Here is a 22172-nt window from a genome sequence, read left to right as displayed (position 1 = left end):
GACGATTGCTTACGCGAAAAAATTAAAGCCACCCGGAGAGGGTGGCTGCGGGCTGAATCTGTCTCTACAGGAATTGCTTCAGCGCATTGTTGGCTGCGACATAGAGGCTACCCAGCGCGGTGACAGCGACGGAACCGAGCACCCAGTCCAGGCCGATGCGGGAGGATCCCTGCAGTGGTGCACCCGAGGACATCATGTCGATGCCTTCGGTTGCCCAGTCCCAGCGGTCCTCGAGCCACTGGCCTGCGGTGCTGGAGGTTTCAGTGCTGGATAGTTCTGTGCTAGATAGTTCGGTGCTGCTTGTCTGAGCGGTAGCGGCCGGAGTCCCAGCAAACGCGAGGGAGACTGCGGCGGCGACGGCAATTAAAGATTTACGCATAAGCGTCATGTTAGTACTACTAACTTGGATCGCTAGCGGAGACCTCCGCCGATGGCGTCTTCGACTGCTTGAAGCGGTCCACCGCAAGGAATGCCGCAACGATTAACGCGCCGAGAACCATCATGGCCACGACAGGCCCGACGTTGGTTGGCTCGGAATCCGGCCACGGCCACAGAGCGCGCAAGGAGCCGACCATCAGGCCAGCCATCAGCGCGAGGGTAACGTTGCGATGCTTTTCCAGCAGCCAGGACAGGACGCGAACGAATGCAACAACACCGGTCAGCGCGCCCAGGATGAATACGATGATGACGTCCCACTCACGGTCGGACAGTGAGCCCATGATCGGCTGGTAAAGGCCAAGTGCAAGCAATACGAAGGAGCCCGACAGGCCAGGGATCATCAGCGCACAGACCGCAACCATAGCGGCGAAGAAGATGGCGATAAGCGTGGGGTTTTCCACGACACCAGAGGTAAAACCTGTAGCGACGAAGCCCACAATCACCCCAGGGATGAATAGGAAGAGGAGCTTCCAGGTTGCCGTCCGGCGGTTCATCATGCCGATGGGGACGATGATGGACACGGCCACCATGCCCAGGAAGAGTCCATTGGACATCTCCGGGTAGTTCGTGACGAAGTTGTGCATCACGGTGGACATCGTGAAAATGGCTAGCACCATGCCACCGCCGACGAGGCAGAGGAAGAGCCAATCGATCTCGCGGAACTTGCGACGCATTAACAGGTCGGCGTTGTGCAATGCCTTCTCGTAAATACCAACAATCAGGGCTACCGTGCCGCCGGAGATTCCGGGGACTAGTTCGGCAAGGCCGATGAGGAAGCCACGGAATGCGTCGAAGAGGTAATCAAGAAAATTACGCTTCCGCTTCGGATGTTGGTACTCGGTCGGGCTTTCAGTGCTTGGGGGCTGTGGGTCTGCTGACATAGAACTGCCTAGCGATCACTTTCTACTCATGTACTTACTGCTGACTTTCCACGAGGTTACCGTGTCGACCCACAGACACCTATTCCTACATGCGCAAACCCGCAGTCCATCGCCTTCGCTATGGCTTGTACAACACCGTGCCTAGCGTGGCGATCTGGATGACTTCGTCGATAGTGACAGCATAGAACCACGGGGGAGGAGTGTTATTCGCTATCGCCACGGCATCAGATCGCGCCTTGGAGTTGGGGTGCCTCTGGTTTGAGTTCGCCCATTCGTTGGCGGTGGCCGCAACCTCTGCGGCCGAGACGAAATAGTTGAGAGAGCGCCCACCACGTTCAACGCAGTAGACGCCCTTCGTTGGATACGATCCGTCTGTAAAGGGGCGATCCGTCCAGGTTGGCAATACCGTGCGGGCCCAGTGCGAGGTTGCGGCCGGAGACTCTAAAAGCATGCGCATGGCATCATGCGCGCTGATAGGCATTCTGAATCACCTCCTCTAAGTAACTTATTAGCTTAGCCTTTAAGAACAATTAGGGGAATATGTGGATTCAGCCACACAGCAATCTATGAGCCAGCTTTAAGATTCTTCCTCCGGCAGCAAGGGCATGCCCTTGATTAACTCGCCAAGAGCCAGCACATCCCGCGGAATAAACTCCGCGATAGTTAGACCCACCACGTCCGCTTCCTTGGAAAGATCGCCGATCACACGCCGGACCTCCGCAGAACTCAAGCCCCCAGGCACTTGCCCCAAACCTAGAGCCGCCTCATTACTATCCACGGTGTCCACATCGAAGTGGATTGCCACCTTCGTCGCGCCCGTACCTCGCAGCCAGCTGATCAGCGCGTCCGAGTTCTCGCGCAAGTCATCCGGGCTAAACGAATTGATGCCCCACGCCGCCACATTCGGAAAATCATCCTCGGTCCAGTCATGCAGGCCCGCCAGTGTCACCTTCGCAGGGTCCACGGTTGCAGGAAGCTTATCGACGAATGCCTGGTCTCCATGGCCAGTCAGCAATGCCACCGCCATCGCGTGGTAGCCCGGGTACTCACTGTCGGGAGTTCCAATGTCCGGGTGCGAGTCCACCCAGACCACAGCTAAGTCCTCCCCGTAGCGTTTCGCCAATGCCGCAAAAGGCGCAACACTGACCGAGCACTCGCCACCGATGGTCAAAATCCGCGCGGGGTCATGCTTCTCAATCGCAGCGAGCGCATTCCGTAGTGATTCCAGCACCGACGTCCGCGATTCAATCCCGTCCGTGACCCCTTCCGCATCTTCTTCCGGAACGGCCACCACCTCGGTTGGGCCAGCGTGGTCGGGGAGTAGCGCCTGAATCACTTTCGCACCCACGGCATATTCCTTGCGAGCCACACCCAGCGGCAGCTCTGGCAGCAGCCCGGCCACATTGTCTCGGCCCGCGCCCTGCCATTGTGGCCAGATGAGTCGCAAGGTGTCAGTGTTATTCAGTGCTTCAGTCATTAGGTGCTCCTTAGCTTGTTTGAGCCCCATGGTAGGCACTTCTCGCCCCCAGACATCGACCGATATTGCATTTCCCTCCCGAATTGGCTCCAAAAACCCACATCCGTCGATATGAAACCTGGACAAAGCAAAAACAAACCAGGCCAGAACGCTTTCACGCTCTGACCTGGCTAATTCCTAAAATACAGTGCCCCTGGTGAGACTCGAACTCACACTGGACGGGTTTTGAATCCGTTGCCTCTGCCAATTGGGCTACAGGGGCTGTACCGGAAAAGAAGCTTAGCGCACACCCATGTAACTTTAAAAATTACGCCCCGTAAAGCCGGGAAACGGAGCACGCTAGACTGGTCAACTGTGACTAATAAACGCCTGCTTCTCATTGACGGACACTCGATGGCCTTCCGTGCCTTCTACGCGCTGCCTGCGGAGAATTTCTCCACGTCAGGCGGTCAACACACGAATGCGGTGTACGGTTTCCTCTCCATGTTCGCGAACATTCTCACCGAGGAGAAGCCGGACCACGTCGCCGTGGCTTTCGATGTGGGGCGCAAGACCTTCCGCACCGAAAAGTTCCCGGAATATAAGGCCCAGCGCGAGGCCAGCCCGGAGGAGTTTAAGGGCCAGGTCCCCATCATCGAGGATGTGCTGGGTGACCTCGGCATTGTGACCCTGTCGGTGGAGAACTTCGAGGCCGACGACATTGTGGCTACGTGGACCACCCAGGCGAAGGCCTCGGGCGATTTCGATATCATCATCGTCACCGGTGATCGCGACTACCTACAACTTGTCGATGATTCCACCACCGTCCTTTATCCCACCAAGGGCGTATCGACGATGACCAGGTTCACCCCCGAGGCGGTCCAGGAGAAGTACGGTCTGACACCGCAGCAGTACCCGGACTTCGCGGCGCTGCGCGGCGACCCGTCGGATAACCTGCCGAACATCCCGAAGGTGGGCGAGAAGACTGCCACCAAGTGGATAAACGAATACGGCAACTTGGACAACCTGATCGAGCACGCCGACGAGATCAAGGGTGTGGCCGGCCAGAACTTCCGCGACCGCATCGACCAGGTTCGCATGAATCGCGAGCTCACCCAGATGGTCACCGACATGGACCTGCCGGTGGGCCCGGATGACTTGCACATGAAGGAAGCCGACGTGAGCACCATCGCGAAGGACTTCGACGAGCTCGAATTCGGTGTCAACCTGCGCGAACGCGTCCTCGCCGCGGTGCCCACCTCGAATAGCACGGCTCCTGAAGAACTCGTCGAGTTGGACAAGGTCGAGGTGCACTCAGGCGATCTGGACCAGTGGCTCGAGGAACGCAAGGGCCAAGGCTTGGCAGTTTTCGTGGTGGGCAATGGCGCCCCGAACGCGGGTGATGCGAGGGCGGTGGGCATCGTCGATAAGCAGCGAAGCGGCATCTCGAAGGAACTCGCCGACCTTAACCCCAACGAGGAAAAGGCCCTGGTCGCGTGGCTGGAATCTAGCGATCCGAAGTATTTGCACGAGTCGAAGGCGGCATATCACATGCTGGCCGGGCGCGGAATAAAACTGAACGGCATCGCACACGACACGGCGATCGCGGCGTATTTGCTGCGCCCGGGCCAGCGCACGTACGAGCTCAAGGACGTGTATCAGCGTCACTTGCAGCGCCAGCTCGCCGAGGCATCGGACCAGCTCAGCCTTCTCGACGACACCTCGCTGACCGATTCCGCCGTGGCCATCCTGGAGCTTGCCGAGGAACTGACGAAGCAGCTCGAGGAGATCAGCTCCTTTGAGTTGTACCAAGACCTGGAAATTCCGCTGGTGACCATTTTGGCGAAGATGGAGGCCACCGGCATCGCGGTGGACGTGGACGTGCTCGAGGATCAGCTGAAAACGTTCACGAACCAGGTCGCCGAGGTCGAGGAAGAAGCACGGCAGCTTGTCGACGAGCCCGACCTCAACCTGTCCAGCCCGAAGCAGCTCTCCGTGGTTCTTTTCGACAAGCTGGATCTGCCCAAGACGAAGAAAACCAAGACGGGTTATTCCACCGCGGCGAAGGAGATTGAGGCCTTGGCGGCGAAGAATCCGCACCCGTTTTTGGACAAGCTGCTCCAGCACCGCGAGTACCAGAAGATGAAGTCCACGCTGGAGGGCCTGATTAAGACGGTGCAGTCTGACGGGCGCATCCACACCACCTTCAACCAGACTGTCGCGTCGACCGGGCGCCTGAGCTCCACCGAGCCGAACCTGCAGAACATCCCCGTGCGCACCGACGCCGGCAAGAAGATCCGCTCGGCGTTCGTGGTGGGCGAGGGCTACGAGTGCCTGCTCACCGCAGACTACTCGCAGATTGAAATGCGCGTGATGGCGCACCTCTCCCAGGACCCAGGTCTGGTCGAGGCGTACAAAGAGGGCGAGGACCTGCATAATTACGTCGGTTCGAAGGTCTTCGACGTGCCTATCGACGAGGTCACGCCCGAGCTGCGCCGCCGCGTCAAGGCCATGTCCTACGGCTTGGTCTACGGCCTGTCCGCCTACGGGCTCTCGGCGCAGCTGGACATCTCGCCCGGTGAGGCGAAGAAGATCATGGAGAGCTACTTTGAGCGCTTTGGCGGGGTAAAAACCTACCTCGACGAGGTGGTCGAGCAGGCACGCAAGGACGGCTACACTTCCACGGTGTTCGGCCGCCGTCGCTACCTGCCGGAGCTGAATTCCGATAACCGCGTCGCCCGCGAGAACGCCGAGCGCGCAGCGCTGAACGCGCCGATCCAGGGCACGGCCGCCGACATTATTAAGGTGGCCATGATCCGCGTCGACGCAGCCCTCGAGGACGCGGAGTTACGCTCCCGCGTGCTCCTCCAGGTCCACGACGAACTCGTGGTGGAGATCTATCCGGGCGAGCTAGACCAGGTCACCGAGATCCTCGAGCGCGAGATGGACCAGGCGATCACCCTGCGCGTCCCACTGGAGGTCTCGGCAGGCTCCGGAAAGAACTGGGATGAAGCCGCGCACTAAAGCCCGGAGCTCCGCCCGCGAAAAAGCCCGCACCAGACTCGTTGCCCAAGGCCTCGTCGGGCAGGGCTGGGACACACCCGCCGAGGCCTTAAGTGCCTTTGGACTGATGCAGGGCCAGGACCCGTCGGTGTTTTCCTCGATGGCGCTGCGCTCAACCGGCCAGATTCAAGACGTCCACGAAGCACTCGACCGAGGCGAGATCGTGCGCGGTTACCCCATGCGCGGCACCGTCTTCGCAGCCCGCGCCCACGAACTGCGCTGGCTCACCGAACTTTTGGCCAACCCGGGTGTCGAGCGCGCCCGCAAAACTGTCATCGAGCACGGCGCCACGAACGCGCAGATCGACAAGATTCTCGACCTCATCCTCACCGAGGGCCCCGTGACCAATCAGGAGTACCAGGCCATCGTCACCCGCGTGATCCCGGACCCCGACGCGCGCCATTTTTACCGCACCCGCTACCTGCTCATGGTTGACGGTTCCCTCGCTTACCTCGGCCGGGAGCAGAAGATGGGGGCGGCGCCGTCGTCGCAAAGCCTGGAACAGGCCTTCAACGGCGAGCGTCAGGCCGCCGCCGACGAGATCGTCGCCCGCTACGTGCGCACGCACGGCCCCGTGACTTTCGACGACGTGCGCTGGTGGTCGAAGCTGCCCGTGCGCGAGATCCGCACCGCACTCGAGCATCTGCCCGCCGACATCATAGAGGTCGAAGGGGAGTACATGCGGGCATCGCTTATCGACGAAGTAGCCAACGCAACTCCCGCGCAGCTGCGTGCCCCGCACTTGCTGCCGGCGTTTGACGAGTACATTTTGGGCTACCAGGACAGGCTTTTCGCGATGTCGGAAGACACCCACACGCAGTTGGTGCCGCGCAATATGGGCATCTTTAAGAAAGCCGTTGTCGTCGACGGCGTGGTTCGCGGCGCCTGGCGAGGCAATGCGGGGAAGCTAGAAATCGACGACTACGCGGGCATTCCGAATTACGCGCAGGCGGGAATTCGCCGCAAGCATCGCAGTCATCCGTTCTTTTAGCGTTTTTCGCACACGAAGATCGCGGTGCCCGGGAAGATCCGGCCGCGCTCGGGCGACCACTGGCCCCAGTTCTGGGTGAGGTGCTCGGGCCACTCGGGCTCGACTAAATCTTTGAGTTCGAAGCCAGATGCATTGATCGCGCGGACCCAGTCGCCGAAGGTGCGGTGGTATTCGGCGTAGGTGAGGTTTCCTGCCTCGTCGTATTCCTCGTACTCGCGGGCGAAGTAGCTGATTTGAGCGGTAAAGGCGGTGGGGTCATCGGGGAAGACCCAGCGCATCGGGTGGTTGACGGAAAACACGAAGCGACCACCGTCCGAGAGTACGCGGGAGATTTCGCGCAGTGCCGCCGTGACATCTTTGACAAAGGGCAGGGCGCCGAACGCAGAAAACGCCACGTCAAAGGCCTGGTCGCGGTAGGGAAGTGCGAGCACATCGGCCTGGGCGAGCGGCACACCGGGGCGGGCCTGAGCCAGCATGCCGGCGCTGATATCGAAGGCTGTGATGAAGTCCACGCCATCTTTGTAAAGCCAACTTGCGCACGGCGCACTCCCGCAACCGATCTCCACGACGCGCTTGTCGGTAACGTCGCCAAGGAGGCGCACCTCCTTCTCAGCGAGCATTTCAGGGCACCAATTGAAGCCCTCAAGGTAAGACGCGTGCTCCGAGAGGTAGCTGATTGCGTCGGAGTCCCAGTGCGCCCGATTGGCTTGAGAAGGTGTGTTCACGCAGGCCGTCCTTTATAAATCATTTGCTCTAGCTGCAGAAACACGCTACTATTTAATGCGCGTGTCTGTGTCCGGGGCGTAGCTGGCTGTAATAGGAGGGTCAGAGCGTTGCCGCGACGAGATCGAAACCCCAGCGTAACAGGTTTATTCGAGAGACACGTCACTGTCCATTTTCTATCTCCTATCCATTTCGGAGCACATTAATTAATGTCCACTTCTAACGCCCCTCAGGTAGCCATCAACGACATTGGTACTGCTGAGGATTTTCTTGCCGCAATCGATGCAACCATCAAGTACTTCAATGATGGCGATATCGTTTCCGGCACCGTCGTTAAGGTTGATCACGACGAAGTTCTGCTCGACATCGGTTACAAGACCGAGGGTGTCATCCCAACCCGCGAGCTCTCCATCAAGCACGACATCGACCCAGATGAGGTTGTCGAGGTCGGCGACGAGATCGACGCACTTGTTCTCACCAAGGAGGACAAGGAAGGCCGTCTGATCCTGTCCAAGAAGCGCGCACAGTACGAGCGTGCATGGGGCACCATCGAGGAACTTCAGAAGAACGACCAGCCGGTTACCGGTACCGTCATCGAGGTTGTCAAGGGTGGTCTCATCCTCGACATCGGTCTGCGTGGCTTCCTGCCTGCATCCCTCGTTGAAATGCGCCGCGTCCGCGACCTGGAGCCATACATCGGCCAGGAGCTCGAAGCGAAGATCATCGAGCTGGACAAGCACCGCAACAACGTTGTCCTGTCCCGTCGTGCATACCTGGAAGAGACCCAGTCTGCGGTCCGCTCCGAGTTCCTGCACCAGCTGCAGAAGGGCCAGGTCCGCAAGGGCGTTGTCTCTTCCATCGTCAACTTCGGCGCATTCGTCGATCTCGGCGGCGTCGACGGCCTGGTTCACGTTTCCGAGCTGTCCTGGAAGCACATCGACCACCCATCTGAGGTTGTCACCGTCGGCGACGAGGTCACCGTTGAGGTTCTCGACGTCGATCTCGACCGCGAGCGCGTGTCCCTGTCCCTGAAGGCAACCCAGGAAGATCCTTGGCGCGTCTTCGCACGTACCCACGCTGTGGGCCAGATCGTGCCAGGCAAGGTCACCAAGCTTGTTCCATTCGGTGCGTTCGTTCGCGTCGAAGAGGGCATCGAGGGCTTGGTCCACATCTCCGAGCTGGCTCAGCGCCACATCGAGGTGCCAGACCAGGTTGTCAACGTCGGCGAAGAGCTGATGGTCAAGGTCATCGACATCGACCTCGAGCGTCGTCGTATCTCCCTGTCCCTGAAGCAGGCAGACGACGATTACGCAGAAGAGTTCGATCCATCCCGCTACGGCATGGCTGACTCCTACGACGAGCAGGGCAACTACATCTTCCCAGAGGGCTTCGATCCGGAGACCAACGAGTGGATGGAAGGCTTCGACGAGGCTCGTCAGGCTTGGGAGGCTCGCTACGCTGAGGCTGAGCGTCGTTTCCAGGCTCACACCGCTCAGATCGAGCGTCACCGCGCTGCCAACGCTGAGGCAGCAGCACAGGAAGAAGCGAACTCCAACTACTCTTCTGAGTCCTCCGAGGATGCGCCTGCTCCGGCATCCACCGAGGCTGCAGAGGAGACCACTGGTGGTTCCCTCGCTTCCGACGAGCAGCTCGCTGCTCTGCGCGAGAAGCTCGCTGGCAACTAAGACCAGTTAGTTTAAACGCTCACACGAATTCTTTCGTGTGGGCGTTTTCTCTTTTCCTGTTATAACCAGTCCAAGTCACTAGACTGGAAGTATGAAAAAGATTGGTTTGACAGGCGGAATTGGCAGCGGCAAAACTACGGTCTCCAAGTTGCTGGAGAAAGAGGGTTTCCCGGTTATTAACGCGGACGAGATCTCGCGCCAGGTGATGGAACCTGGCTCCGAGGTCCTCAACGATGTAGCCGAAATCTTTGGCAGCGACTTGATTGACAAGGACGGCAACCTCGATCGCGCGGAACTCGCTCGACGCGCGTTCAAGGACGATCACAGTACCGAGGCGCTCAACGGCATCACCCACCCGGCGATTCGCTGGCGCACCGAGCGTCTCTTCGAGCAGTACCGGGATGAAGAAGCAGTGATCTACGATATGCCACTGCTGGTTGAGAACAACATGGTCCGCGACATGGACATGGTCGTGGTGGTTGAGGTCCCCGCGGATATCCGCATTGAGCGTCTCGTATCCTCGCGCGGGCTGGATGCCGACGACGTGCGTCGTCGCATGGCACAGCAGGCTACCGACGAGGAACGCGCCGCAGTCGCGGACGTGATCATCGATAACTCCGGTACCGAGACGGACCTCGCGCCGCAGGTGAAAAAGTTGGTGGAGAAGATCCATTCGCTTTCGTAGCGGAAAGTTCACCTTGGGTCCAATTGCACGCAATGTGAACGTCGTAGTCTAGACGGTCATGGGGTATTGGGATGTCGGCCCGTTTGATAACAGCGCGGCCCGAGATGTGGTTGAAGCGATCCGAGCGGGTCGCTTCAATCTTGACCAATTTATCTTTGATTGCACCGGCGAAAACGAACTTGACGCAGATTTGGGTGCAGGAATAGTCGCTCTTTTAGCGCTTCTCGACGACACCTACGAGCTCCCTCCGGGCATCGCGTGCACCGACGTGACCGCCCTAGACACCCCGCGCGCCTGGTCGTGGCTCCGTGGACAGCGCCTGCGTGTGCTTAACCCCGAAAAGTCCGGCCTGTACGCCTTCTGGGAACAAAGTGGCCAGTTGCAGGACTGGCTGGCGGTGACCACACCGATCGGCCGCCCGGGCCTGCGGAAGCTACACAAGAAGTAGGGCAACTTTGCGCCACTTTAACGGTTGAGGATGGACGAAAACCCTGGTCGTTTTTTCGTGGCCACATGGTCCGACCGTGGTCCCGTGGGATCCTCAACCGTTGATCTGGGAATGGGGTCGGGAACCTGGGATTTGGGGAGCTTCGCTAACGGTTCACGTGCGGCGCATCGATCGCGCCTGCAATTGCTGAGTTAACCTCGGTCATCGCTTGGATCTGTGCGGGGGAGAGCGAGCCGATTACGTATTCACGGACTGCACTGACATGCCCCGGCGCCGCCTCCTTTACTTTGGCTACACCGGATTCGGTGAGTTGAGCCAGGGTGTAGCGCCCGTTTGAGGGGTCCGGAAAACGCGTCACCCAGCCTGCCTTTTCCAGGCGGGTCATCACCCTTGAGAGGTGGGGGAGTTTCATGTTGGCAAGCACGGCCAACTCACTGAGCCGAATGGTTGCCTCGGGGGCCATGGAAATCTGCGAAAGTGCATTATATTCCGCCAGTGAGAGGCCGGAGTCCGACTGCAGTTGAGCGTCGAGACGCCCTGGGAGCCACTCCATCACCGTCCACAGTGACACCCACGCGTCTTGCTCATCCGAAGTGAGCCAGTCTGGTTCGTTGTCCAGTCCTTCTTGGTCCGCCATGCACTCCACTTTACATATACGCTTGACTTTTAAAGTAATCTGATTAGAGTTGGCTTTACACGTAAAGTCAGAGCATGTCATTAGAACCTAAGGAGAATTCCATGTCACTTCCAGAACTGAACATCCCCCTCGTCCTCGGCGGCAACACTTTCGGTTGGACTTCCGACCAGGAAGCGTCCTTCGCAGTGCTCGATGCCTTCGTCGAAGCAGGCGGCACCTATATTGATACCGCCGACCTCTACGCTGTGTGGGCTGGTGACGGAACCGGCGGCGACTCCGAGCAGGTCCTCGGCGAGTGGTTTGCAGCGCGCAACAACCGCGAGTCCGTCGTTCTAGCCACCAAGATGGGCGGCCTGGCACCCTACGATAACCAGCAGCACGACTCCGTAGTCAACGCCCTCGAAGCATCCCTGAAGCGCCTGCAGACCGATTACATCGACCTGTTCTACATCCATTACGACGACGAGAACGTCTCCATCGCAGAGCAAGCCGCAACCCTTGACGAGCTAGTGAAATCCGGCAAGGTGCGCGACATCGCCCTGTCCAACTACTCGCCAGAGCGCATGCGCGAGTGGTTCGAGTACGCCACCGCCAACAACCTCACCGTGCCAGTCGCCATCCAGCCGCAGTACAACCTCGTCCACCGTAAGGACTTCGAACAGTCCTACCTCCCAATCGCGCAAGAATTCGGCGCAGCCACCTTTACCTACTTCTCCCTGGCTTCCGGCTTCCTCACTGGTAAGTACCGCAAGGCTGAGGACCTCGCCGGCCGGAGCCGTGAAGGCTTTGCCAGCGGTTACGCCACTGACGAGGGCTTCGCAGTGGTGAACCAGCTTGTCCAGGTTGCAGAAGCCCGTGGCGTCGAACCCGCCACCGTCGCACTTGCATGGCAGCTGGCCAAGGGTGTTACCGCGCCGATCGCCTCGGCGTCCACCCCAGAGCAGCTTCCCTCACTGATCGCAGCGGGTGAGTTGAAGCTCACCGAGGCTGAGGTTACGGCACTGGACAAGGCTTCCGAGCCATTCGCATAGGAGTAACGCAGTGACTGAAACCACTCCAGGCCTCGGCCTGACCGAACTTCCCGAGCCAAACGGGACCGTCCTTGTCGTTGGCGATGCCGGATTGATCGGCAGCTATGCTGCGCGCCAGTACTCCCAGCTCGGCTGGGAGGTGTACGGCATTAGTCGTCGTGAAGTTCCCGATGCCACGTGGACGCACCACAGCGCCGACCTCCTCGACACCGAGGCCCTGACCGCGCTGATCGCGGACACCGAAGGGCTGCGCGACACCACGCATCTCGTGTTTGGGGCGTATGTGGAGAAATCCACGGATGAGGAGCTCATCGCAATTAACGACGAGCTGCTCACCAGTACCCTCGACGCGCTGAAAAGTGCGGGCGTGCCCCTGAAGCATGTGACCATCTACCAGGGTGGCAAGGCCTACGGGCACCATCTTGGGTTTTTCAACACCCCGGCGAAGGAGTCCGATCCGCGCTTGGTGGCCAAGCATTTCTACGCCACGCAGGAAGATATTCTGCGAGAGCGCTCGGAGCGTGACGGTTTCGCGTTCACCGCGCTGCGGCCTGAAGGTGTGACGGGATATGCCACGGGCAACCCGATGAACCTGCTGCTCGTGATTGGTGTGTACGCGGCGATCTCGAAGGAACTCGGTTTGCCGCTGCGCTTCCCCGGAACGCGTGCGGCCTATGAGGTGCTGTACCAAACCACTGATGCCGAGCTGCTGGGCAGGGCTACCGTGTGGGCGGGTTCTGCCGCTAGCGCCGAGAACGAGATCTTCAACGTGACCAACGGCGACCAATTCCGCTGGTCGCAGCTGTGGCCGAAGTTTGCTGCGCACTTTGGCATGGAGTACGCGCCGCCGCAGCAGATGTCGCTGGCTGAGTCGATGCCGGCGCACGCCGAGGTGTGGGAGCGGTTGGTGCAGCGCCACGGTCTGGTGGACACGCCTTTTGAGAAGCTCGTTGGTTGGGGAGTGGGCGACTTCCTATTCCATCACGAGGCGGACAATATTACGTCTACCGTGAAGGTGCGCCAAGCAGGCTTCGCCGATGTGTTGGATTCGGAGACTCGTTTGCTCCAGCTTTTCGACGAGCTCGTGGAAGCCAAGGTACTGCAACCGTTTGAGGCTAAATGATACCGGGCAAGTCCCGGCGAAAGGTCTGTTTACCCGGCGAAATGGCCGTTGGTCCGACGGATAGTTCGTTGGGCCGATGTATAGTCCGTTGCCCCGGCGAAATAGCTAATTGTGTATCGCTAATTAGTGGCCAAAAGGCCTGATTTTCGAGCTAATTAGCCATACACAATTAGCTATTTCGAACCCGCAGCGCTCCGAACCCCCAACAACCCTCACTCCGCTGGCAACAACTCCGACGCCTCGCCAACCGCGGTAATCATCAGCGCGTCGCGGGCACGCGAGGCCGCCACGTACAACAAAGCCCGCTCGCGCTGGAGCACGTCGTCGCGCTCTGCTTCAGCGAGCCCGTTCAAGCGGAACGCCTGCGGCATCGACTTCGCATTCACGCCAAGCAGCACAACGTGGGTGAACTCCAAACCCTTCGCCGAGTGCATCGTCATCACCGAAACATCGTGGTCAGCTGCGACCGTCGCTTGACGAGTATCCGTTGCATCGAATCCTGCGGATGTCAGCGCAGCGGTGACCTTGCGTACATCCGCACGACCACGCACCAGGACACCAATGTTCGCTTCACCCGAAGCCGCGTCCTGCCACGAATGCAGCTGCGAAATCACCGCGTCCATCTGCTCAGACTCTGTAGCCACGTGAACCACAATCGGCTCGGGGCCATTGCGCAGCGAGCGGTATCCGGTGGTGGTGTCTTCCTCGTCGCTGGAATCGCGCCAGTCTTCGCCCTCGAGGATCTTCAGCGCGTAGTTCAGCGTCTCGTGAGTGGTGCGGTAGTTGCGGGTGAGTTTGCGGGACGCCCGGCCGCGGATGGTGATGTCGAAGTGCGACATGGTCAGGTGTTGGCCATAAATGCGCTGGTGAGAGTCCTCCGCGATGAAGATGTCGTTCGGGCCCTTTCGCACGGCTGCCCGCAGGAAGCGCCAGTGACCCGCGTGGAAGTCCTGGGCCTCGTCGACAATTGCGTGGTCGAAGATGGGAACCCCGCGACGGTTCAGAATCTCCGCTGCCACGGATGCAAGAGTGGCGAAGGGGAGTCGCTTCATGGCGAGGGCCTTGCGCAGGAACGTCTCGACGACCGACCAAACAAGTTTGCGCTCCTTCCGATCCAAGGAGGTGCCGCGGCCGCGCCGACGAGCACGCAGATACGTTTTCTCGTCGGTGATCTGCTGGGCAAGAATGACGGCGGAGTACTCGGCATTCAAGAATTCGGCGTTCGCCTTCTCCGGAGCCAGCCCCTCTCCGGCCAGCTCAACAGCCTCGTTCCAAAGCTTTGTTTCGTCCCGACCATCAAGGCCTGCAACCCCTGTACCCCGCGCATCAATTCCGGTCACAGCCTCGATGGCGGCCGTGCGTTCGTCCTTCCGGGCATTCTTGAGCACACTGTGAATCGTCGAATCAATGCCATTGATCCACATTCCCGGAGCACCAATCACACTCGCCTCGGGATACGTCGGGTTGAGCAGATTCATCAGCGACTTCAACGAGTCAGAAAGCGCGCGGGTGTAGGTGGTCAAGAAGACCTTCGGCGAACCAGGACCCAATTCAGGCTGCTTGCCTCGCTTGGTAGCCAACGCGTTCGCACGATGCACCGCGACGATGGTTTTGCCCGTACCCGCACCACCAGTCACACGAGCGGAGCCGGAGTGGTCGGCGTCCACGATCTTTTGCTGGGATGGGTGCAGGTAGGTGCGCCAATCGCTAAACGAGATCTTCGAGATCAGCGCCTCCAAATCCTCATCCGAGGCATCCTTCGGCACCGGAACAAAGTCCATCGCCGCCGTCGGTGTCTCCAACGACTTTCGCAGCTTCTCGTCGTCGTCCGCCGCAGTCTCAGCCGAATCCGCCGGAGCATTCAGCCCCAACTCCTCGCGAATTGCCTCAAAGTCAAGCCCCGCGAGCACACCGAGAATCGCGTCGCGCTCCCACGTCGGCGAGGCCGAGAGCAGCGCATCCAGATCGGCAAGGTCTTTCGCCTTTGCGACGATCCCCGTCGTCACCGGCGAGATGCCTAGTTCTTGTTCGAGCTGCTCCACATCGATTTCAAGCTCTGCAAGCTGCTCGGACGGAGTCGGTTCAGCAGCAGGAACCTTAACTACCGGCTCCTCAACAGCCACCTCAGTAGACGAAGAAGCAGCAACAGCCTCCGCCTCCACCTGCCGCAGCGCCGCTTCCTCAGCCTCGCGTGCCTTCAGCCGCGACTCCACCTCAGCGTTAATCTCCGCCTGAGACCGACCGGTCTGCGTCAGCTGCGGAATGCCGTTAATCGGGTTCGTGGTGAAAACGGTTTTCGAGGCATAGTCGTACGCATCGTCGTGATTAAACACCCCGGCCAACACGAAGTGGCGCTCACCAGGATTCGGCACCTCAAAGAGCACGGCGCGATACTTATCATTGACCCGCGCGGTGCGAACGTTCTTGTCCGCGGCCCCCTTCGGAATCTTCAGATCCAGCCCGGAGTGGTCTGGGTTCTCCTGGATCTTGCGCATGAAATCCATGAGCTGGGTATTGAGCCCATCAATCTGCGGGATCTTCTGATAAAACGTCAGCAGTGCCATGAGTGTGCTTTCTTGCCTTTCCTATTCCGAAGCCGTGTTCCGAAGTTGTGCCAATTCATCGGGCAATTCATCCGCCGTCACCGAATCCGCATCGATAAACGTCCAGTCTCCCTGCGTGCCGCCATCGCCGGGGAAGACCAGCGCGATCTTCTCAGCCGCCCACGACACCACAGTAGGCACCGAAGCAATCTCCTCGCCGATGTCATCCGGCGCACGCACACCTGCCGCAGCCAGCCGCGCCAGTGCCTCCACGGCCTCCTCGTCGTCCTCGAATTCCTCGCGCGCCTCGGTCCAGCCCTCCATGGCTAGGTCCGGATGGTAGGTGTCAACGTCAGTTTGCTTATCGACGATCGCTCCCGCCCCAATTTCCACAGTGCTGACCGGCCGGTCGGCCGAGGCGACAGTGAGCAGAGGCTGAACAGTGGAGAGATAAAAGAGGTTGGCAAGGTGCCAGAAGATGCGCCAGGCGTCGATGAACTTGTCATGTTCTAGGTCGAAGGCTGAGCCTTCAGGCATCTCTAAAGTCAACGCGGAAGACTGCTTGGTGCCCTCCGTGTGTTGCTCGACAGTGAGCAAGTCGTAATAGGTCTTCTTCAGCTGGCCGGTCTTAACATCTAAGGCGCTATGCAGCAGAGCTGCAGTGGCAACGCGCTCACGGCGTTGCTGATCCGAGGAAACAAGAAGTTCCAATAACTGGGTCATGGGATCTTGGCCCAGCAGAGCCAAGTCGCCGGAAGAAATGTTCAACTGCTGTGCGATCCCCCCGTTTAATGCAGGTTGAATCCATACCGGGGCGGGTGGACGGTTGCCTTTCGCTGCTGCCCGGAAGTCATCGAGGTCTTTCCACGTCAGAGTCCACGGCACCATGTTCTCTTGGTAGATCCAATTGCGTTTGGCCAGGTCGTCGGCAACGCGATTGTGCGCGTTTGTCGCATGGAAGGTGATGCCGTCGGTGTACACAGCGACATTTTTGATGTTGGGGTCGTCGTTTTCGAAGTAGAAATCTGGCTCAGTTGGTCCGAGTTGGACCCGTTCCGTCATGCGCCATTTTGTGGACTTCGTACCAAGGGAAATTTCCCAGGCCCGACCACCACCATGCTTGATGCGCTTCATGGACGCGCCGCGATCCGTGAGTGCTTGCTGCAGTGTTTTCAGGAAGTAGATCTCCAGCGCCGACCCCTCGTCTTGAGCTTGCACTGTTTCACTGATTTGGGAGCTATCCCAAGTGGCGGCGAGGGCTGCTTCGGTACCTGATTCACGGTCATTATCCAGCAGGATCTTCGCGAGTGTTTCCACTGCGACTTCGCGTGATAAGGAGGTCGCCTGTGCCCCCATGGAGGCGTAGGGCAGCAGGCAATTCGAGCAGCATTCGCGGTCGTCATCGGCACACGAGCAGTTCTTCAGGCGGTTCAGCGCCGTGTTGAGCAGGCGGTGCACATCCTTGATTTCCTTGAATTGGGTGAGGTAGCCGGTGCCTCCCGGAACCTCGTCGTAGATGAGCAGCCCATCGTAGCTGTCTTCGCCTGAGCCAACCCGGATCGTGGAGATGGACAGGTGGTCGGGGTTTCCGCCAAGGGCTTCTTTGAATCCCAACTTGAGGGCCGCGATGACTGACGGAATCGTGTGGTTATCGGCCACGGTAAGGCGCACCGGCAAGCGCATTAAGACCGCCTCGGTGGTCAGTGTTCGACCAAGCGCAATTGAACGTGACTCGGGTTCGTTCGCGTTGCGCAGCGGACACCATGCCCGGTGATCGCGCCACGTATTCTCCGGCTCTTCTGGGCTCTTCGGGTTGGCCACGTGCCCACAGTGCGAGCACACGGTAAACAAGGGAGTGTCCGTTTCCTTGGAGGAAAACAAACGCTTCTCGCCAGGACCACGGCCGAGATTGATCCAGCGGACATCCACACGAGGCAGATGTTCAATGCCGAAGCCAGTATTGTTCAGGTACCAACGAGCTCCCGGCTCACTGCGCCGCACGATGGAAACGTGCTGATGGAACCGCGGAGAAACACGATCATCCACGAAATCGGTGATCGCGGAGCGGGTTTGATCCACGTCGGCATACACTTTGCGCAGCGGGAGCACGTCGATAAGCTGTGCGACGTCGCGCCACGCTGGCTCGCCGCACTCCGGGCACGACCTGGACTGGCCCTCAACCGCGGGGTCGTCGACGATTTCGGAGTGGGAGCACGACGGGCAGATGCGCCAGGACTGCACGCCGCTATTTTCCGGACCGAGGTCGACCGCATCGATGGTGGCGGCCACACCCTGGGCATAGAAGGTGGCACCGGGGGCGAGCTCGGTCAGGGCGGAGGAGACACCGCGTTCATAGTCGAAGACGTCGGTGTCGAACTCTAAGTTGTCGTTGAGGTGGCGCACGGAGAGCTGGAGTTGGACGGAATCGTCGAGAAGCGTGAAGTTGGGGAGCAACCCGTAGCGCTCAAGCGCTGCAATCCAGGTTAACCCGTCGGTCAGGGCATTGAGGCTTTTGCGCACGGCGGCGAGTCCGGCTCGCGCCTGGCGCTCCTGAGCGCGGACCTCGTCATCGGCGGCGGGGGATTCCACCTGCGCCGACAAGGTGGACCAGTGCTTCTCCAATTCGTCCTTTTGGGCAAGCAGTTGGCGGCGCTCGGCGTTCCACTCCTGCTGGGACTTAACCAAATTGCCCAGCAGGCTGTCCGAGCCTTGGTCCTTGGCCCAGCGCGACAGCTCGTCGATGGTGTCTTGCTCGACGTGCCCAGCGAGGGTGGTGGAGAAGGAGGCAAGTTGGTCGTCGACACCTTGGGAAAGGATTTCCTTCAGCACGTCCACAACCGTGACTTTGCCCGGCGCGGTGCCAAAGACATCCGCGGCAACGCGAGGCGGGTGCATGTAGGTGCCCAGATTGATCCCGTCGAGGAGATAGGCGGTGAACTCGCGTCGGACAATCTCGGTTGCGGAAAGGAAAGCCGCCGGTGCGTCGACCGAGCCCGCGATCATTGACAGCGGACGTTCGAGTGCGGGAAGGGCCGAACCACGCCCGCGCACGAGGGCAACGATGAGCGAGTTGCCCGTGAGACGTCCAGCGCGACCCACGCGCTGGACGTAGCTTGCCACCGTCTTCGGCATGGAGGAAAGCATCACGGTGGACAGGTCGCCGATGTCGATACCCATCTCAAGTGTCGGCGTGGCCACCAGCACGTTCGGCGCATCGGGGTCGGTGGCAGCAGTTGCCTTGAATTGGCGCTCCAGCGTCTGCCGCGTCTCCTTCGGCAGCAGGCCGGTGTGCTCCTTAGAAATGACAGTGCGAGGTGTAGACGAGCTGTACAACTGCCGGTAGTAATTATCCGCGATCGGTGCGACCTCGTAATGCCCGTGGCAGTCCAGTGTGCGACAAGGCTGGCCCACCATCGACTCGCGTGCCGATTTCCCGAGCGAAAGACGAACATGGCACGACGGGCACTCCAACAGTGCCGGATCTTCCTCGACCTCAACGATGATGGAATCGGGACTTAAGTGGTAGGCCGTGGCCCCGGAATCCGTTGTCGACGTGCCCAGGACGTCGCGTTGCGCCAGTTCAGCGGCGAGATTGGTCACGGCCTGGGAAGCGTCGATGGTATTAGCCAGACCAAGGGAACGCTTCGTCCAGCGGGCATACAAACCACGGTCACTACTCAGCGGCATCATCCCAGAATCCGAACGGAGACGGGAGGAACCTGCCCGGGGAAAACTCGGTGCGCTGCCGCGTTGGAAACGAGGCATGCCTTTGCGTTGCATCTCGGGCCTGGCCAACATGTAGGTATTGCCGTCGCTGCGCAGGTAGCTGTTAAACCACGAGTGATTAATGCCGCCCTCGGTGCGCATCATCTCAATTACCCCGCGCGCCCAACCCAGCAGGTTCGTCTCGCCCATGGGCATGGGCACTTTGTCGGTGGCGGCCTCGGCTGCAGAGAGCAGCAGGGAGTCAGGTACATCCACGCTCGAGGTCAGCGTGCCTGTCGACGACAGCGAACGCGGCAGGTCGGAGCGCTGCCCAAATTCGAGCGCCACGTCGAGGTTGAGGCGTTCGCGCACTGTTTGCGAGGCGCGGCGCTGCTCCGCAGAGGAAGCGGACGGCAACCAATAATCTTCATAGGCTGCCCAGTGCACCATATGCGGTGGAAGCAATTCGTAGCGGGAACGGTAATCATCCGGGGCGATTTCCATGATCCGAGACACGATCTGAGTCAGTGTCTGCGGTTCCGAAAACCCGGCTGCTTGGGTGGAGGTTTCAATGGCATGGCGGATCCTAGTGCGCAGCGCAAAAGCACGGGCACGCGATTGGATGAACCCGGCGCGGTGCGCGGCATCCTGGACAGAGTCGGTAAAGACCAGGGTTTTCTTCTCGGAATCATCAAGGTCCGCCAGACCGAAGAGGTTCGATAGCGCCACCGAAAGCAGCGTGGCCACCGAGGAGCCCAGGTAGCGAATGGAATCTCGCACACCGCATGAAGGGCAGACCTCATTTTTCGCCTGGCCCTCAATGTCGGCGCCAGCATACGTGCGCACCGGGACAACCGAGCCCGTTTCCATGGTCGCGTCGTCGGGGCGCTCAGCCGAAAGAGTCGGCATATCAATGTTGAGCCACATCAGCGCGGAATCGGCACCGGCATCCCGTGGCATCGACCCATTGATCGGCGCCTCGCCAGAGGCATCGAGGAGAGGCAGTTGGCGCTCCTTCGCATTCAGGCTGCCTTTGCGGATCACCGCGGGATCCGTTTCTAGCCCAGTATCACCAGGTTGACGGGCAATCATCCACCCGGAGCGCCCACAATTGCGGCAGTAACAGGCCGGCAGCCACGACGAGCTCGATTCATCCATGCGCGGGCCGTCATCAGCCCAGCGGAACATCGCCTTCGTGGCATCGGTGGTCACATGCCTGTCCACGCGCGAAACCTCGCGGACCCACAGGTGCGTCTCCACACCTGGAAGCGTCTTGCCTTCCCATGAGTGTTCACGCACGTAGTCGGCGCGCAGGAAAGCCATTTCGGTGAGCACGTGGGTGAGGAACTCCGCTGCCGCGTTGTCGGGCAGGCGCTGGATCTCCGGGTCGAAGATATTGCCCACGAGGGAGACCGGTTTCCCATTTTCGTCCAGTTCCGCAGAGTCCGGTGTCAGCGGTGTAGGAGTCGCGGCATGCTCCAAAATGGCTCGGGTCAGCGGGTGGCTAGCGTAGGCCGAGACCGCCGCATCGCGCGGCAGCTCCGTGCCCCACACCAGCTCGCACATCGCGGCGTGGACGGCTTCTTGCTGGTCGGCGCCCTCGTCGAGGGCATTCGCTACTCGACGATTCACCTCCTGCACCAGATTGGCATCCGGCATCACATCGAATCCGGGCTTTGCCGACGACGGGCCGACCATGTCCTTGACTGCCTCGACCCACTGCTGGTAGTCCAACTTGGTTTCCGTGATCACCGCATCTGCACCGAGTTGCTCGCCGAAGATGGTGTAGGCAAACTCCAGCATCGAGGCGATATTGTCCTTGCCACCCAGCGTCGCCGAGGTGGCCACCGGGGTGACCTGGCCCAATGGCCGAGCTTCGGCTTCCGCAGACAGAAACCCCGCAGGCTGGTTCTCCTTGAGCCGCAAACCCAACCGGCGCAGCAACAAAGCCACGTCCGTGCCCTGAGCGCCGTCATAGGTGTGGAACTCATCGAGCACCAGGTACTGCAGAGTCGTTGCCGAATCCACCCACATCTGCTTATCGGCCTCGCGCAGCAGCAGCTGATCCAACATTTTGTAGTTGGTCAGCACGATGTCGGGTACATCATTACGCATCACGTCGCGATCCGTAATCAGACCCTTCGACGAGACCACACGCGCACCGGATCCGGACTGCTCACCGGTGTAGATACCGGCCGTCACCCCAGTGAGCTCAGCCGTCTTAGAAATCGTGTCCGACAACCGTCGTGCCTGGTCGGCAGCCAGAGCGTTCATCGGGTACAGGATCAGCGCCTTCATGCCGCGACCTGGGTTTCTGCGGCAGTGTTCAAGAATGGGGTAGAGGAAAGCCTCGGTCTTACCCGAGCCAGTACCCGTGATCACCAAGGTTGGATCGGGCCTGCGCGCCACGCCATCAGCGGTCGACGCTAAACGCTCAAACGCTCGCGCTTGGTGCAGGTAGGGAACAAACCGATCCTCAGTCCACTCGAAGTTGCGCTTGCCCGAACGGTCCGGCGCGTAAGGAAGGCGGGTACGCACGTATGGCCCGTGGAACATCCCGGTGTTGGTCACCTCGGGGACTTCCGCATCCGCGTCCTGTTCGACGCCGTTGAGGAAGTCGCGCAGGCGCGATGCGGTCTCCTTATCCGCCAGCGAGAAGCTGGTGGTCAGATACTCTGTTACGCCCCGGCGCAGATGATCGGCCGTGGATACCGGTAACAGCGATGACATTCCTACTCCTAGCGATGGTGGTTGTTCAGATCC

General features: G+C 60.0%; 15 protein-coding genes and 1 tRNA gene. 7 read left to right on the top strand and 9 right to left on the bottom strand.

Features of this window, described 5'->3' with window-relative positions:
- Positions 1-64: 64 nt before the first annotated feature.
- The 5 genes from A37O_RS0104805 to A37O_RS0104785 all read right to left on the bottom strand — a co-directional run bounded on the left by A37O_RS0104805 (position 65) and on the right by A37O_RS0104785 (position 3058).
- Entirely contained in the window at positions 65-379 is a 315-nt protein-coding gene (locus A37O_RS0104805; RefSeq protein WP_033377790.1) for a hypothetical protein, read from the bottom strand.
- 19 nt (positions 380-398) lie between these two features.
- Entirely contained in the window at positions 399-1319 is a 921-nt protein-coding gene (locus tag A37O_RS0104800; RefSeq protein WP_018296358.1) for a DUF368 domain-containing protein, read from the bottom strand.
- Positions 1320-1437: 118 nt separating this feature from the next.
- A complete protein-coding gene (locus A37O_RS0104795) occupies positions 1438-1800 on the bottom strand; it encodes a hypothetical protein (RefSeq protein WP_018296357.1) in 363 nt (120 codons plus the stop codon).
- A 96-nt stretch (positions 1801-1896) separates the two neighbouring features.
- Positions 1897-2796 (bottom strand): arginase family protein, encoded by a 900-nt coding sequence (locus tag A37O_RS0104790; RefSeq protein ID WP_018296356.1) that lies wholly within the window; start codon positions 2794-2796, stop codon positions 1897-1899.
- A gap of 188 nt (positions 2797-2984) precedes the next feature.
- A tRNA-Leu gene (locus A37O_RS0104785) sits at positions 2985-3058 on the bottom strand.
- 131 nt (positions 3059-3189) lie between these two features.
- Here A37O_RS0104785 and polA point away from each other — a divergent pair.
- A complete protein-coding gene (gene polA, locus A37O_RS0104780; RefSeq protein WP_018296355.1) occupies positions 3190-5799 on the top strand; it encodes a DNA polymerase I in 2610 nt (869 codons plus the stop codon).
- The gene (locus A37O_RS0104775; protein WP_018296354.1) at positions 5783-6829 is read left to right on the top strand and encodes a winged helix DNA-binding domain-containing protein; all 1047 of its coding nucleotides are present in this window, start codon (positions 5783-5785) and stop codon (positions 6827-6829) included. The genes polA and A37O_RS0104775 overlap by 17 nt, the downstream gene beginning before the upstream one ends.
- Here A37O_RS0104775 and A37O_RS0104770 read toward each other — a convergent pair.
- Positions 6826-7554: a class I SAM-dependent methyltransferase gene (locus A37O_RS0104770; protein ID WP_018296353.1), complete on the bottom strand. Its 729-nt coding sequence runs from the start codon at positions 7552-7554 to the stop codon at positions 6826-6828. The two genes, A37O_RS0104775 and A37O_RS0104770, sit on opposite strands and share 4 nt — an antisense overlap.
- 207 nt (positions 7555-7761) lie before the next feature.
- Between A37O_RS0104770 and rpsA the strand changes: the two genes are divergently transcribed.
- The 3 genes from rpsA (at position 7762) to A37O_RS14680 (ending at position 10370) form a co-directional block, all read left to right on the top strand.
- Positions 7762-9237, top strand: a complete 1476-nt coding sequence (gene rpsA / locus A37O_RS0104765; protein WP_018296352.1) for a 30S ribosomal protein S1 — start codon at positions 7762-7764, stop codon at positions 9235-9237.
- A 91-nt stretch (positions 9238-9328) separates the two neighbouring features.
- Positions 9329-9922 (top strand): dephospho-CoA kinase, encoded by a 594-nt coding sequence (gene coaE / locus A37O_RS0104760; RefSeq protein ID WP_018296351.1) that lies wholly within the window; start codon positions 9329-9331, stop codon positions 9920-9922.
- A gap of 58 nt (positions 9923-9980) precedes the next feature.
- Complete coding sequence (locus A37O_RS14680; RefSeq protein WP_018296350.1) at positions 9981-10370, top strand: DUF4259 domain-containing protein; 390 nt, start codon at positions 9981-9983, stop codon at positions 10368-10370.
- Between the two features lie 145 nt (positions 10371-10515).
- On the opposite strand, the gene A37O_RS0104750 is transcribed toward A37O_RS14680, so the two are convergent.
- Positions 10516-11007, bottom strand: coding sequence for a MarR family winged helix-turn-helix transcriptional regulator (locus A37O_RS0104750; protein WP_018296349.1), 492 nt, complete (start codon positions 11005-11007; stop codon positions 10516-10518).
- A gap of 101 nt (positions 11008-11108) precedes the next feature.
- Between A37O_RS0104750 and A37O_RS0104745 the strand changes: the two genes are divergently transcribed.
- Together A37O_RS0104745 and A37O_RS0104740 are read left to right on the top strand one after the other, a co-directional pair.
- A complete protein-coding gene (locus A37O_RS0104745) occupies positions 11109-12038 on the top strand; it encodes an aldo/keto reductase (RefSeq protein WP_018296348.1) in 930 nt (309 codons plus the stop codon).
- A 10-nt stretch (positions 12039-12048) separates the two neighbouring features.
- Positions 12049-13161, top strand: coding sequence for an SDR family oxidoreductase (locus A37O_RS0104740; RefSeq protein ID WP_018296347.1), 1113 nt, complete (start codon positions 12049-12051; stop codon positions 13159-13161).
- A gap of 212 nt (positions 13162-13373) precedes the next feature.
- Here the strand turns inward: A37O_RS0104740 and A37O_RS0104735 are convergent, their stop codons facing one another.
- Complete coding sequence (locus tag A37O_RS0104735; protein WP_018296346.1) at positions 13374-15725, bottom strand: 3'-5' exonuclease; 2352 nt, start codon at positions 15723-15725, stop codon at positions 13374-13376.
- 21 nt (positions 15726-15746) lie between these two features.
- Positions 15747-22139 (bottom strand): DEAD/DEAH box helicase, encoded by a 6393-nt coding sequence (locus tag A37O_RS0104730; protein WP_018296345.1) that lies wholly within the window; start codon positions 22137-22139, stop codon positions 15747-15749.
- Positions 22140-22172: the final 33 nt, after the last annotated feature.

Source organism: Corynebacterium lubricantis DSM 45231 (genome assembly GCF_000379425.1).
In the GTDB taxonomy this organism is placed as follows: domain Bacteria; phylum Actinomycetota; class Actinomycetes; order Mycobacteriales; family Mycobacteriaceae; genus Corynebacterium; species Corynebacterium lubricantis.
The sequence above is the reverse complement of the archived record's forward strand: the minus strand, read 5'-3'. Positions and strand labels throughout refer to the sequence as shown.

Coding starts and splice junctions, on each gene's coding strand:
- A37O_RS0104805 (WP_033377790.1), bottom strand. CDS start 379: ATGCGTAAATCTTTAATTGCCGTCGCCGCCGCAGTCTCCCTCGCGTTT.
- A37O_RS0104800 (WP_018296358.1), bottom strand. CDS start 1,319: ATGTCAGCAGACCCACAGCCCCCAAGCACTGAAAGCCCGACCGAGTAC.
- A37O_RS0104795 (WP_018296357.1), bottom strand. CDS start 1,800: ATGCCTATCAGCGCGCATGATGCCATGCGCATGCTTTTAGAGTCTCCG.
- A37O_RS0104790 (WP_018296356.1), bottom strand. CDS start 2,796: ATGACTGAAGCACTGAATAACACTGACACCTTGCGACTCATCTGGCCA.
- polA (WP_018296355.1), top strand. CDS start 3,190: ATGGCCTTCCGTGCCTTCTACGCGCTGCCTGCGGAGAATTTCTCCACG.
- A37O_RS0104775 (WP_018296354.1), top strand. CDS start 5,783: ATGAAGCCGCGCACTAAAGCCCGGAGCTCCGCCCGCGAAAAAGCCCGC.
- rpsA (WP_018296352.1), top strand. CDS start 7,762: ATGTCCACTTCTAACGCCCCTCAGGTAGCCATCAACGACATTGGTACT.
- coaE (WP_018296351.1), top strand. CDS start 9,329: ATGAAAAAGATTGGTTTGACAGGCGGAATTGGCAGCGGCAAAACTACG.
- A37O_RS14680 (WP_018296350.1), top strand. CDS start 9,981: ATGGGGTATTGGGATGTCGGCCCGTTTGATAACAGCGCGGCCCGAGAT.
- A37O_RS0104750 (WP_018296349.1), bottom strand. CDS start 11,007: ATGGCGGACCAAGAAGGACTGGACAACGAACCAGACTGGCTCACTTCG.
- A37O_RS0104745 (WP_018296348.1), top strand. CDS start 11,109: ATGTCACTTCCAGAACTGAACATCCCCCTCGTCCTCGGCGGCAACACT.
- A37O_RS0104735 (WP_018296346.1), bottom strand. CDS start 15,725: ATGGCACTGCTGACGTTTTATCAGAAGATCCCGCAGATTGATGGGCTC.
- A37O_RS0104730 (WP_018296345.1), bottom strand. CDS start 22,139: ATGTCATCGCTGTTACCGGTATCCACGGCCGATCATCTGCGCCGGGGC.